Origin of the sequence: Limosilactobacillus portuensis, from assembly GCF_014838735.1 — a bacterium.
Classification (GTDB): domain Bacteria; phylum Bacillota; class Bacilli; order Lactobacillales; family Lactobacillaceae; genus Limosilactobacillus; species Limosilactobacillus portuensis.
This window is the reverse complement of the sequence record NZ_JABUXQ010000002.1, coordinates 79,813-94,510: the sequence shown is the minus strand read 5'-3', so window position 1 is coordinate 94,510 and position 14,698 is coordinate 79,813. Positions and strand designations below refer to the sequence as shown.

Genomic DNA, 14,698 nt, shown 5'->3' with positions numbered 1-14,698 from the left:
GCCTAATGCTACCCAGCAAGAAGTTGCAGTAAATTACGTTGCTAGTCCTAAAGCTGATGGTATATATATCTATAATGCAGCAAAGAGAAATTACATGACTGCAAACGGGCTTAACAAAAATAAAATTGGCGAGCTGCTTGCTGATGGCTATCTGAATGATAAAGTTTGGGTAACGTTAGCCGATGGCACTAAGGTTTATGCTTCTAAACTTAGCTTTATTGACAACAGTCAAGGATTTTTTGTTAATGGTACAAGAACAGGTAAGTACAACATTAATTTCAATGCTAGCTTTGCTCAAACTAGTCCTAATGGTCAACCACTGATTTTTTCGAATAGTAACTTCGATGCAGCAAGCACAGAATTTAATAACGACTTAAATAATTGGTATCAAAAGACTAACAACTCAGCTGTCGCTAATTATTCGGCAGGAACGCCTGCAACATGGGGTAGTGTTTCAGCTACGGGGATCGCTTTAGCACCATCAATGAAAGCAAAAGAAGAACCTTACGACCAAGAACTGACCAATGGCCCATTTACTTTTGATAATAATGCACTTGGAGAATTGGTTAGAAATCCAAGTGCTCCTAAAGAAGTACATGCCATGCTGCCTACTTGGCCGGTCAATATGCAGCCTAACCCAATTCTGGACAATAACACAACGTGGCCAGAGGGTACTAAATTTGATTGGCTAGGAAATGATGGCAGTACAAAATTAACTTTTGATAAGGCTGGTGAAAGCAAGACTGGGGATGTAACGATTACACTTCCTGGTGGTTCATCATACACGGTTAAAGACATCACAGTCATTTCTAAAGCAAATGTGATGGCAAAGAGTGAAACTGTTGACTATGGTACCACTCTGACAGCAGCTGATTTAGTAACTAATAAGGATGTTTTCCCAGAAGGTACTACTTATCAATTTGTGGATGGTTCAGAACCAACCTGGGGCAAAGCTGGCTCATATAATAATGTTAAAATCACGGCTACTTACAAGGATACTAGTGGAGCGTCAGTTACTACTCCTGTTGCTGACTGTGCAGTTGCAATTAATGATGCACGAAGCATTACGGTATTAGCTGGTAGTGATTCTCCTTCAGTTGATAGTATTTTGAGCTTGCCAAGTAATTGGGAAGAACATACTGCATCTTGGACTACCCCGATTAACACTAGTTCAACTAATCAAGGTGTCATTACCGTTCACTATAATGCCAGTGGCCTTGATCAGATTATTAAAGTTTACGTTTCAGTAATTCCAAAGCAGACAGCTGTTGACGGACAAAACTTCTTCACTAACGGCAATCTTTATAATGGTCAAACTGGCAGTATTGCCAACGGAACAACTACTAGTACGGTCTTAACATCAAACGGTACTAAGGAAGTTTCTTATAGTGCTTACAATAAGAGCGGCAATCCAGGTCAGCAAACCACTTTCACCCAAGGCACCGACAGTTATCAGCCAAACTATATTATTTCCGGCTTGCAAACAAATGCTGATGGCTTAGTGAGTGGCCCGCAAACTGCTACCATTCGCGTTACTGTTCCTGCCAATACTGTTGGTGCTAAGTATGATGCAGATGGTAATTATTATTACTACGAACTGAATGCCAACGTTAATGTTGCGCAAAAAGTGACATTTGAATTTGTAGACCAATACAACAATAATGCGGTTGTCGGGCAAACTTATTCACAAGAATTTATTCCTGGTGCTCAAACTCACCTCAACTTTAATATGACCATTCCAACTGATCCAGAAGGTTATGGTTATGAATTAGCAACTGGTACGTCAATTCCATCGCAATATACTTTACCTGCCTTTACGCAAACTCCAGCTGTTGTCCAAGTGCCAATCCATCAAAAGATGCACTTTACAATTGTCTACCACGATGATGATTCTAATGTGGATCTTTTTGAGAAAACATTGAAAGATCCGGGTAATGGTGCATATACTCGGTTTGGCGCAGACCTAAATCATGGTAACTTCTCAAATGGTGTTTCAGTAAATAATTACTATTCAGTTGGTTATACAAGCAGTATTGATGATAAAAATATAACTATATCTAGCGATCCAAATAGTGATAGCGACATCGTATTCGCTACTAGTTATTGGCATAGCTTTAAGGATAATAAAGATTCTAGTCAATGGTTAACTCCAAATTATAAGTGGCAAACGAAGGATCCTGTACAACAAGCTTTAACTGGTGCAACGTTCACCGTTCACTTGAGACACAAAATTCAAACTACTCAAGAGCAACAAACGCGGACTGCGACAGTTAACTATGTCAAAGCTAAAGTTAATGCTGATGGTACCTACACCCAAGATGGTAATGTTACACAATCAGCAGTTCTTGATGTCTACTACAGCCGTAATAAATATGAAGATCAGGTTACTAAGAAAATAACTTATTCTCCATGGCTCTGGGATACTAAACAAGGTCAAAATGGTTATCATGTAGTATCTGGCAAGTGGACAAGCCTGCCAACAAGTTGGGGGAGCCGTTGTGGCTGATGTGCCAACTGTAGATGGTTATACTGCTGCTGTAATTACTGATAAATCTGATAAACCGGCAAATGAGTTTGTTTACCCAGCTTGGAATACTGCTGGTGCAGATGGTAATACAGATCCAGCTCAAGCTTCACAAGCATACACTAAAGACGCTACTGCATATGAAGCTCAGCCTGTTCATACTGTTTTGTACATTCCAATTCAATCTGAGGCTAGAACAATAACCGCTAAATTTATCATCGCTGGTGGTGACAAAGATGGTCAAGATTTTGCCCCAGCTTCTCAAGTACAAATCTTTTACAATCGAACTGGTAGCTTAAACATTGACGATAACACCATTACTTATGGTAATTGGCAATGGGATAACGCAGCTGGTAATTCAACCACTCCTGGATTTAAAGTGCTTTCTGGATCGTGGAGTCTTCCTACAGAATCAAATCAAAGCTGGAGTGTAAATACCCCTAGCGCTGGCTCAGATTATGTAATGGCTAATATTAATTCTGCAGGTTCCTATAGTACCGTTACTTTTGGCGCTCCAGATTATAATTCAAATACTACTTTTACTAATTCAACTGCAAATCAATGGTTTATGCGGAATGAACTAACCACGTACTATGTTCCTAAATTTTTAGTAAATAAGACAGTAACTCGTACAATTACAATTACTGAACCGGGAGAAGCAACTCGAACTTTTTCTACTGACACAGCTGTGCTAAATCGTCAAGTGAAAGTCAATAATGATGACACTGGTGTAGTCTTTGCTGGTTTTGATGGAAGTGGCTGGAATACTCAAAGTTGGACGGCAATAACCAGTTTACCAGCTCATGAAGGCTACACTATGTCCGCGACTAAAACAGTTAATGGCGTTACTACCCCAATTAAGCTAGTTAATGGTCAAGTTCCAGCTGAAACAGTAACTGACGCTACACAAGACACGACTATTAATATCACTTGGGGCGCTGTAGCTACAGCAACCTTAACTGGCAACGGTGAAAGCACATATAATGGTCAAGCAATTACTAATAATGAACTTAATGATGGCTTGAAAGTAACAGTAACCGGACCTACTGCAAGTTCAGGTACTTATACTTTGCAAAATGGGGATGTTGAATTTTCAACTGACGGCACAACTTGGTCAACCAACATGCCAATTAATGCTGGCAAGTACCAAGTTCGTTTAACCACGCAAGGTGAAAATAGCATCAAGAACCAGTTCGGCAATAACAGTATTGTCTGGACTAATGACGGAAAATCAACAATTACCAGCAATGCAACCTACACGATTAATAAGCTTGCTAGTGCGGCCACAATGGCTAATGCCCAAACTGGCAATTATGAAATGACCTACAATGGTGCAGCGCCAAGCGCAATTGATCCAGCGAAGTTCCAATTTACGGCTATTGTAAATGGACAAAACGTTGTCTTAGATGCAACTGGCTTAACAAGTAATGACTTTGATTGGGTTGATGGTACTGCCCCAGTAAACGTTGGTACTTACCAAGTTGAGTTGAATGCAGCTGGTTTAGCACAACTGCAAAAGAACAATCCAAACTTTACTTTAACTAATGCGGGCAACGGAACGTTCACCATTAATCAAGCTAATGCGTCAGCTACTTTGTCTGGTAGCGGTACACGTCCATACAATGGCAATGCTGTTACAGTTGATGAGTTGAATGTTAGCGATGATCATAACAACATTACTTTGACCTTGCATTATCCAAAAGATGGTAACGCAGATTACTCAACTACGGTTAAGTTAAACGCGGGCGACTTTACTTGGAATACACCAAATGGTCAAGCTCCGGTCAATGCAAGCAGTCAAGCTTACACAATTACGATTAATCCAGCAGCTATCCAAAAGATCATTGAAGATGCTGTTGGCACTGGTCAAAACGATGTAAGTAACGTAAAGTTTGCCAATGGTGCAATTACGGGCACTGCAAACTTTACGATTACACCATTAAATGCCGATGCTACCCTAGCTAACGTTACTAAAGGTAATTACACTAAGGTTTATGATACTCAAACTACTAACCAGATTGATCCAGCTAAGTTCCAAGTTACTGTGATGGTTGATGGTAAGAAGGTAACACTGAATACCCAATCACTTACTGGTAACAGCTATGAATGGGTTGATGCTAACGGGAATGCGTTAACTGAAAATCCAAAGAATGTTGGTACTTACTACGTTAAATTAACTGATGCAGCATTTAATGCTCTCCAAGCTCAGAATCCAAACTTTACTCTAACTAACACTGGTTTAGGTGTTTATACGATTACGCCAGCTGAAGCAACTGGAACTTTAAGTGGTTCTAATAGTAAGGTTTATGATGGTCAGGCAATCAGCGATGTTCAGCTTAACTCAAATGATGATATTAAGGTAAGTCTTAACTTCCCAGGGGTAAATGGTCAAACTTACACGTTGAAGCAAGGCGACTACACGATTAGTGGCAACGCAACGGATGCTGGTAATTACACCATCACTTTGACCAAAGCAGGGATTACTAATGTTGAAAACTACATCAAGTCGTTAGCTGGTAGTGGTCAAAATGATCAAAGCAATGTCCAATTTGCAAGTGACGCAATTAGTGGACAAGCTAGCTTTGAAATTACCCCTTCCGCTAATGTAATTAGTGTCAGTGGTACACAAACTGAAACTTACAATGGCTCTGCAATTAACGTTGTTTACAACGCTAACGGCAACAACAGTATAGTAGTTTCAATTGCTAAAGCTGATGGCAATACTACTGGTGCATTGGCAAGTTTGACGAACGTAACTCTTGATTCAGGCGACTTTATGATTGTCAATGGACCAGCTGTAAATGCTGGTAGCTATGAAGTTCAATTGACTGCTGACGGCTTAGCTAAGGTTCAACAAGCTCTTGGTAAGAATTACAGCATTAGTCTTGGCAATTCAACTGGTAAATTGGTCGTTAATAAGTACAAAGCAAGTGCTGAATTTAGTGGCGATCCAGAATACACTTATACTGGCACTCAAGTAAGTAGTGATGATTATCTAGGTCAATACTCAATTAAATTGAATGAACCAAACAATCCAACTTACAAGTTAGTTGCTGGTGATATTGAATTTAATGTTAATGGTACTTGGACAACTGAGGCTCCAGTGAATGCTGGTCAATACCAGGTTCGGTTATCGCAACAAGGCTGGAATAATATTAAGGCCATTAATATCGCCAATGTTGAGTGGTCGGCTACAGCTTCTGCAGGGACTGGTACTTACACTATTAATCAGGCCAAAGTTACTACTGAGCTAAGTGGTAACAATTCAATGGTCTACAATGGATCAGCTGTTACTACCGCTGAGTTGTATGCTAAGGGTTCAACAATTCAGGTCGTAATTAACGGCACTGGCATTGCTAACTTGCCAACTACCTTCACTTTGAGCGATGGTGACTATACTTGGTCAACTGAAGATGGTAAAGCACCTGTAAATGTTGGCAACTACACTATTAAGTTGACTGAAGCAGGGATTAACCATATTCAAGCCCAAATTAACCAAGCTGTTGGTCAAGGCAACGTTGCTCTAACTACGACTGCTGATAAGGCAGGAACTGCTAGCTTTGAAATTAAACAAGCGGTGGCTTCAAATGTCCAATTATATGGTAACGAGCAATCAACATATAATGATCAAGCAGTTGTCTTCAATCCAACCAATAGTGAAACGGCTAAGAACTTTGGCTTCCACAATGTTGAAAACTTAACGCTTCCTACTTTATCTACAAGTGACTTCACTTGGTACGATGCTCAGGGTAACGAGATTTCTGCACCAACTAATGCAGGAACTTACTACTTGAAGTTGAATGCCGCTGGTGAACAGGCATTTGCTAAGGCCAACCCTAACTATACCTTTGAAGATCAGGGTAAAAGCACAATTAGCGGACAAATTACTTATGTAGTAAACCCGGTCGAGCTTGTAATTGGGGTTGCTGGTAGTGCTTCGAAGGTATTTGATGATAAAAATGCAGCAATTACGCAAGATCAGATTAATAAGGGCGATATTAAGCTGGTCTGGGGCAATTCGGATACTGAGCCTACTGACTTAGGTAAGTTCAATTTAACGCCAGATGATCTTGAAGTAGTAGATGCTCAAGGTAACCCAGCGCTTCATGCTAATGCTGGTATTGGTGTCGATGGGAACCCTATTAAGGGCACACCTTATATTGTTCGTTTAACTGCTAGTGGTCTTGAAAAGATTAAGCAATTAACTGGTGCAAGCAACTATGTAATTAGCCAATCAACTAATAAGAGCGGTCAGTACTTCATCTATGAACATAAAGCTGAATTAACCTTAACTGGTAATCAGACCACTGTTTATGGAACCGCAATGCCATTTGATCCAGGTGCATATGAACTAGACTTTACTAATTGGTTGAATACTGATAAACCGATTCCAAATCTTACTTGGAAAGACGGTAAGCTTTTAAATAATGGCAAGGATACTGGACTTACATGGACCGCTGGTGACTTATATGTTGAAGGCTATCCAGATGGCGGCGTACCAACTAATGTCGGGACTTATCGTGTCAAGATTTCTAAGCAATTGACTGATAAACTGCGTCAGTTGTTCCCAGACTATGACTTCTCGGGCAATGTTGGTAAAACTACTACTACTGATAGCAATGGCATTCTTAGTGAAAAAGATGTGGTGGAGCCTAGTCATACGCCAGCTTCCTATGTCATTACGCCAGCGCAAACTACAGTCACGATTAATGGTGCTGAGCATATTAAATATAGTGAAAATGCAACCATTAATTACGGTGGCAATAATGGTTACTCAATTTCAATCACTGCTCCGGTTCATAATGGCAGCGTAGATAATAATGCTGAGCCAATTTACACCAATGTAACTTTGAGTGATGGCGATCTTGAATTTGTGAGTGAACCAGGTGCTGTTGGTCATTATCAGGTTAAGTTATCAGCACAAGGTTTAAAGAAGCTGCAAAACTTAACCAACGCAGGTAACTATGATTGGACTCAAGCAGCTAGTGCACGAGCAAGTTTCTATGTCGATCAGATGCCAGTGACGATTGCCGTTTCAGGTCAATCAAGTGTTGATTATGGTAGCCCAGAATGGCTGAACGTAATTGGTAAGAATCCAGCTGGCTACACTTTGACGGTTATAACTGAAAATGGCACGGCTTTAAATTACACTGCTAAAGACGGTGACTTAGTATTTAACCAAACTCCAGGCAATGTCGGTACTTACCAAGTTGAACTGTCTGCACAAGGTTTAATTAACATCGAAAATGCCCTTGGCACTAACTATGCATATCCTCAAGTAGCCGCTGATGTAACTACGAAAGGCACGCTTACAGTTAACCAAGGTGCGGTTACGGTTACCCTTAATGGTAATGATGGCAAGACTTATGACGCTAATGAGGCCCTGCCAAGTAACCTTGATTTAAGTAAATACAATGTTACTTACTCAGTTCCTGTTTACTCAGCAGACGGTAAGGTTCAAACTCTTACATTGACAGCTGACGATTTACAAATTGTTGGTAACGCTACAAATGTTGGTACTTATCAAGTTGAATTATCACCAGCAGGTCAAGCAAAACTTGAACAGTTAACTGGTAATAACGGCGCTAACTACAAGTGGACGTTTGCTACAAATGCTGACTACAAGATTACGGCGGCAACTGCTACAGCTGAACTTAGCGGCTCCAATGAAAAGACCTTTGATGGTTCAGCGGTAACTACTACAGAAATTAACAGCAATGGTCAAATTTTAGTTCACTTCACTTACCCAGGCTCTAACGCTCAAAGTACTTACACTTTGCAAGACGACGATTACACTTGGAGTACTAAAGATGGCAAGGCACCAACTGTTGTAGGTAACTACATAATTAGTTTGAATAAGGATGCTATTTTGGCTCACTTGCAAGAAGCTTTGAATAGTCAAGCAGGTAGTGGCAACGTAACGATTGCAGCTGATGACTTATCGGGACAAGCCAGCTTTGACATCACGCCAAAAGAAATTAGCAATGTCACTATTTCCGGCAGTGATCAAAGCAAGACTTATAATGGTCAAACAGCTGATCTTGATGTTAATGGCGTAACGCTTTCTGCCGATGGGACATTAACTGATACTCCATTAGTAAATCCTGGTATCACTGCTAGTGACTTTGACTGGTACGATGCAGATGGTAATAAGCTTGCTAGTGCTCCAGTTAATGTAGGTACTTATACAGCTCGTTTGAAGGCAAGTACGTTAGCTGCATTGCAAAAGGCAAATCCAAACTACACGTTTAGTTCAGTTAGTGGCGTAATCAACTACACGATTAACCCGGCTGCTGCTACTGTAACAATTGGTGGTAGTGATAGTCGCACTTACAATGGTCAGACTACTTCAATTGCTGATGTAGTAAATGAAGTAACTTGGAGTTCAACTGGTTTAATTGAAGGTCAAACTCTTAATACAGCTGGCATTACAGCTAATAGTTATGGCTGGTACACTAAGGATAGTAATGGTAACTACCATGCAATGACTGGTGATCCGGTTAACACTGGTACTTACTACTTGAGATTGACTGATAGTGCAATTAGTCAACTTCAAAAGGACAATCTAAATTACAAGTTTGCTGGTAATGCAATTGGTGGCGAGTTTACTTACACAATTAATGCTGTTGCCGGTCAAGCAACGCTTAGTGGTCAAGCTTCAAAGACTTATGACGGTCAGGCGGTAACGACTGCTGATGTAGACAGTACTAACGGCAATATCATTGTTCACTTCACCTTCCCAGGTTCTAACGCTCAAAGTACTTATACTTTGCAAGCTGGCGACTATATTTGGGAAAATGATCAAGATCCAGTGAATGTTGGTACTTATACATTGAAGTTGAGCGATAGCGGATTAGCTCATTTACAAGCAGCACTAGATAAGTATGCAGGTAATGGCAACGTAACGCTTAGCGCTAAGGATCTGTTAGGATCAGCTAAGTTTACGATTAATCAAAAGCCTCTTGATGTAACTTTGGATAACCAAGCAGGCACTTTGCCGGGCAAGGCTTATGATGGTCAAGCCGGTTCAATTAATCCAAGCGATGCTAACTTTACGGCTAGTGGCTTAGTTGCAGGTCAAACGCTTAATACTACTGGATTAACTGCCGATGACTTTGAGTGGGTTGACGAAAATGGTAAGCAAATTGCTGCGCCAACTAATGCTGGCACTTACTACGTTGACTTAAATAAGTCTGGTTTAGAAAAACTGCAGAGCAACAATCCAAACTATGCAGTTTCTGAAAGTGGCCGGTTCAAATACGTAATTAGTCCGGCTGAAGCTAACGTTACAATTACTGGTAGTCAGGAAAGTACTGAAGTTAAGATTGATAGTGCAAACTTCAAAGTTAACGTTCCAAGTGGTATTACAGTTCCAACGGGGATGACGTATCAGTTTGCTAGTGGAACTACTCCATATCAATCAGGCGTTTACTTAATCAGTTTGACGCCAGACAGCTTAACTGCTTTAGAAAAAGCAAATCCAAACTATAAGTTGAAGATTTCTTCAACTGCTGAATTCACGTTAGACGCAACCTTGAAGATTGTGTTTGAAGACACTCAAGATGGCAATAAGCAGGTTGGTAAGACGATTACGGAGACTGGTGTTGCAGGCTCGACTATTGATGATCTGGGCTTAGTTGTTCCAGAAAATTATGAGCTGGCTCCAGACCAAACGTTACCTACGAGCTATACCTTCACGAAAGCCTTGAATCAAAACTTGTACATTAAGTTAGTTCATAAGACTGCGGAGATTAATCCGCTTGACCCAGCAACTAATCCAGATCCAAAGAATCCAAATTGGTTCAAGGATAATGGGTTGGTTAAGGACGTAACGAGGACGATTAATTACGAAGGCTTGAGCACTGAACAATTGGCTCAGATTCCAGCAGATCAAAAGCAACAAACTGTTGAATTCACGAGAACGGCTAAGTACGATTTAGTTACTGGCAAGATCATTGCTAAGAGTGAAGGTGCTTGGACAGCGGTTGATGGCAAAGATACTTTTGCCGGATTTACCCCAAAGGCCTTTGCTGGATATACAGTAAGTCCTACTTCTGTACCAGACGTTACTGTTACTAGTGAATCTCCAGACATTACAATTACGATTACCTACAAGCCGGTGGTAACCCCACCTGTAACGGAAGACGCCACTGAAATTGTTCAGTTCGTTGACCAGGCAACGGGTAAGGTAGTTGATAGTCAACTTTACAAGGGTAAACTCAATCAAACGCAGTCGGTAAGTCTTAAGCTGCCAGCGGGTTACAAACTGGCAAAGGGGCAAAGTCTCCCAACACAGATTGTAATCAGCAATGGTAAAATAACGATTTATGTAGAGGCTGAGGGTTCTGATCACCCAGTAAATCCGGACCATCCAGATAATCCGGATCAGCCAGTAAATCCAGATCATCCGGTAACACCGGATCACCCAGAAAACTCTGGTCAGCCGACTACTCCAGATCAGCCTGCTCAACCAGGTAATCCAGGTGAGAATAGTACTGTTCCGGCGGCGAATGACCACGTTCCTGGCCACATTGCTAATGATCAATCGCTTTCTTCTCAGATCGCTCACCATGTCAATGGAACTACCCAGGCTCGTCAATTACCACAAACTGGTAATGGAGAAAACGAAAAGGCATCTACACTTGGATTCCTCTTCGCGGGTCTTGCAAGTATCTTTGGCTTAGCTGGGTACAGAAAGAAGAAACACTAAAATTTAGGCTAGGGTTTATATCCTTTCAAAAATAAACGCCTCCTAGTATTCGTTAATCCGAGTACTAGGAGGTGCTTTTTATATCTCAATTTTATTATTTCTAATCAATAACATGTCTATATCGTTGAATATAAGTATTTACTGTTCGAGAATAGCAACCCCCTGCTTCTGGGGAACCTTGACTAACATTCCGGCAACTACCGTAAAGATTGTTACTAAGAAGGGGAAGAAGGCCCAAGGAATAAACTGAAGCGGGTTAACTTGCAGGGTCGTTGCAATAAAGACGCCGGAAACACTCCAGGGAACAATTGCGTTGACCGCGGCCCCAGCATCATTAAGGATCCGAGTTAGATCAACCCGCTTTAGACCAAGCCGATCAAATGATGGTAAGAATGATTGTCCAGGAAGGATGATTGCCAGGTAGTGCTCACCAACCATGAGGTTAACGCCGATACAAGTGATTGCCGTTGCGAGTGATAGCCGACCAGGAGTTTTAACGATTCCGGTAAGGTGGTTAATAATCGTGCTGATAATATTGAACTTGATCAGGAGACCACCGAGGGCAAGAGCAAAGACGATCAAAGCTAGTGAAGTCAGCATACTGGCGATTCCCCCCTTGGAAAGCAGGGTATCAATGGTCTTGTTCCCGGTATGGGAGACGAACCCGGTCATAATTGTCTTGGTAATTAAGGAAATATTCGTACTTGGAGCGTGTAACCATCCAAGGACAATGGCAAAGAGTGAGCCAAAGCCGAGTGACGGAATTGCCGGAACCTGGAAAATAGCTAGAATAACCAGGAGCAGGACTGGGAGTAATGCCCATCCGGAGATCCAGAAGCCATTAGCGAGTCCATTCATCATTTGATGAACCGTATTCAGGCTGACATTTTTAGAATTCCAGCCAAGAAATGTGTAAAGGATTAAGCAGATTGCCCAGGCAGGAATATCGGTCGTTAATAACGATTGGATATGCTTGTAAATACTAATCTCACCGACACTCGCAGCGAGGTTAGTGGTCCCGGAAAGTGGGGAAATATTAGAACCGCAGAAGGCACCGGAAACGATTACCCCGGCGGTGAGGCCAGGATTAATTTGTAATGTAGCACCGATCCCGATAAAGGCAATCCCCATTGTGGAAACGGTCGTAAATGAACTTCCGCAAGCAACCCCGACTAAGGTACAGACGATAAAGACGGTTGGTAAGAAGAATTTAACCGAGATGATTTTAAAGCCGAAGTACATGATTGTGGGGATGGTTCCAGAAAAGATCCAGGTGGCAATCAGGACCCCAATTGACAGAAAAATTACTAGCGGGTCAACCCCGGCACGTAGTCCTTCACGTATTCCGTCCATTACGGTTTGCCACTTAAAGCCTCTGAGGTGACCGTAAAGTGCCAATACCATAAATGATATAAACAGTGGTGCTTGTGGTTCTTGTTTCTTAACAATAATTAGGTAACCGAGAATGCATAGAATCCCAATGAGGACGAGGATGCTTTCCCCAAAGCTAAACTGGGGTTCGGTATTGTCATTCTTTTTCTTCAATAAACTCATTATCTTTCTCCCTTTCAATCTAAAAAGCCACTAACTAGCAGACAAGCAATGCTCAACCTAGGTTAGTGGCTTTTTAAGAAAGATAAGATAATCCTAATGACCACTATTGCTAGACGACACCTAGCAATGGTACACATTAAATACAACCATGCTGAGGTGCGAACAAGCTTGTCCGCACCATTACAATGCAGACATTAAAGCTGACGAGCATAGTTATAATACTTAGTATTTAATGTGTGAGTAGTCATATTATTATTCCCCTTCGTTAAATGATGATTTTATTAAAACATTCTCATTTTAATTTGTCAATTCTTAATTTTAAATTATTGAATTAAACCGTTGTCAAAAGTCTTTTCTTTTTCTAAAGAATAGTTGTAGTGACGGTAACTTCACATATTCTTCACAGCCTTCATGCTATACTGCGAATATTGAAATGATGAATTATATTCTCATTTTTACTAGTCAGGATACGTGGCCATACTGGAAAGAAGGGATGAATAATGGCAACTTACATTCGTCGAGCACAAGAAGCGGATTTATTTAAGGTTGAAGCTCTGATTGAAGACGCAAAACAGGTATTAAAGCTCCATGATAACCCGCAATGGCAGGATGGGCATCCTGAGTTAGCAACTCTCAAGAATGATATCCAAAATGGCAATAACTGGTTATTGATTGACGATGATCATATTGTTGGCACCGCTGTTCTTCAGTTTCAAGCCGAACAAAGTTATGATGAAATTACCGCAGGACAATGGGAGAACCCAGATGAACCATATGCAATTATTCATCGGTTAACAATTGATCGGCGAGTAAGCGACCAACATTTAGGTAAATTATTTTTAGCTAATCTTATCTCGGTAGGAATTCTCCAGGGGATTCGCAATTTCCGTTATGATACGCATTTAAAGAATATCCCAATGCAAAAGCTGGGCGAAAAGATGGGATTCGTTAAGCGGGGAGTCGTCTATATTAAAGATCAAACCGATCCGAAGCATTTAGCTTATGAACTACAGTTAAGTGATCGGTAGCCGTTAACAAGGGAATAGTAAAGGAGCTGAATAGTATGCGTAAATGGCAACAGAATTTAGTCCGTTCGGCAATGGTTCTCATTGTCCAGATGGTTGCTACTAAAGCAGTTTATCGTTTATTTAACCAGTCAGCTAGCCGTAGAAGCCGGACTAAGTAAGCAACAGAATTATAATATTTGGCCGATCTACTTCTTTCTACGCTTAGTCAAGTGGGATTACCGACATTAATTGTTTTAGTGTTGGTAATCCCACTTTTCTTTAATTTAAATTTAGTAATTGAATGCGTGCAAAGTTGATCTGGATCCACGACAAAAAAGCCCAATGTTAATGCTGATTTAAACAGTGGACTGAACTTGATCCTATATCCAATTCTGCTGGTTATCCTTTAGTAGCTAAGGAGTAATCATAGAATTGGTTATTGATGACGAGATGATAAATTGTTCGAATTAGTCGGTGAATTGCCGCGATTGCGATCTTTTTAGTTCCATACTGCCCAGCGTCCATTTTTCGTCGCTGGTAGTAATCATTAATATGGTTAGGGTGATAATGAGCTGCTGAAGCAATGTTTTGAATTGCCTTAAAGAGGATCTTCCTGGCAACCGTATTCCCCCGTTTACTAATATGATCGTTTGCGACATAGTCACCAGATTCATAATGACGTAGATCAATCCCAATGAAAGCATTTAGCGCGTTACTATTGCGAAAACGCCGAATATCACCAAGTTCACCGATTAAAGAAACAACGGTTCGGGCGCCTAATCCAGGAATGCTAAGGAGTTTATTATATTCGGGTAATTCCCTCGCCAGCGCGGTCATTTGTTCAATGATCTTGCTTTTAAGCTTGGTTTCCTCCTGAATTTGACTTACCAGATGATTAACTTG

Annotated in this window: 6 protein-coding genes; 4 read left to right on the top strand and 2 right to left on the bottom strand. The window is 41.0% G+C overall.

Annotation, left to right across the window (positions count from 1 at the left end; translation table 11 throughout):
* Window positions 1-94 precede the first annotated feature (94 nt).
* Together HUK49_RS11735 and HUK49_RS01165 are read left to right on the top strand one after the other, a co-directional pair.
* Window positions 95-2,506, top strand: a complete 2,412-nt coding sequence (locus HUK49_RS11735) for a Rib/alpha-like domain-containing protein (protein ID WP_235980905.1) — start codon at window positions 95-97, stop codon at window positions 2,504-2,506.
* The gene (locus HUK49_RS01165) at window positions 2,499-11,234 is read left to right on the top strand and encodes an MBG domain-containing protein (RefSeq protein WP_326515706.1); all 8,736 of its coding nucleotides are present in this window, start codon (window positions 2,499-2,501) and stop codon (window positions 11,232-11,234) included. The genes HUK49_RS11735 and HUK49_RS01165 overlap by 8 nt, the downstream gene beginning before the upstream one ends.
* A 138-nt stretch (window positions 11,235-11,372) precedes the next feature.
* On the opposite strand, the gene HUK49_RS01160 is transcribed toward HUK49_RS01165, so the two are convergent.
* Window positions 11,373-12,788, bottom strand: coding sequence for a Na+/H+ antiporter NhaC family protein (locus tag HUK49_RS01160; protein WP_191912336.1), 1,416 nt, complete (start codon window positions 12,786-12,788; stop codon window positions 11,373-11,375).
* A 500-nt stretch (window positions 12,789-13,288) separates the two neighbouring features.
* On the opposite strand from HUK49_RS01160, the gene HUK49_RS01155 reads away from it, so the two are divergent.
* Both HUK49_RS01155 and HUK49_RS11440 read left to right on the top strand, forming a co-directional pair.
* On the top strand, window positions 13,289-13,816 hold the full coding sequence (locus HUK49_RS01155) for a GNAT family N-acetyltransferase (RefSeq protein WP_102168228.1): 528 nt from the start codon (window positions 13,289-13,291) through the stop codon (window positions 13,814-13,816).
* A gap of 35 nt (window positions 13,817-13,851) precedes the next feature.
* Complete coding sequence (locus HUK49_RS11440) at window positions 13,852-13,974, top strand: hypothetical protein (protein ID WP_268890019.1); 123 nt, start codon at window positions 13,852-13,854, stop codon at window positions 13,972-13,974.
* A 220-nt stretch (window positions 13,975-14,194) separates the two neighbouring features.
* Here HUK49_RS11440 and HUK49_RS11105 read toward each other — a convergent pair whose 3' ends face one another.
* Window positions 14,195-14,632, bottom strand: coding sequence for a transposase (locus tag HUK49_RS11105; RefSeq protein WP_235980904.1), 438 nt, complete (start codon window positions 14,630-14,632; stop codon window positions 14,195-14,197).
* Window positions 14,633-14,698: the final 66 nt, after the last annotated feature.

Bases quoted from the DNA above. Each gene is read 5' to 3' on its own strand.
- HUK49_RS11735 (WP_235980905.1), top strand. From the start codon at position 95: ATGACTGCAAACGGGCTTAACAAAAATAAAATTGGCGAGCTGCTTGCT.
- HUK49_RS01160 (WP_191912336.1), bottom strand. From the start codon at position 12,788: ATGAGTTTATTGAAGAAAAAGAATGACAATACCGAACCCCAGTTTAGC.
- HUK49_RS01155 (WP_102168228.1), top strand. From the start codon at position 13,289: ATGGCAACTTACATTCGTCGAGCACAAGAAGCGGATTTATTTAAGGTT.
- HUK49_RS11440 (WP_268890019.1), top strand. From the start codon at position 13,852: ATGCGTAAATGGCAACAGAATTTAGTCCGTTCGGCAATGGTTCTCATT.
- HUK49_RS11105 (WP_235980904.1), bottom strand. From the start codon at position 14,632: ATGACCGCGCTGGCGAGGGAATTACCCGAATATAATAAACTCCTTAGC.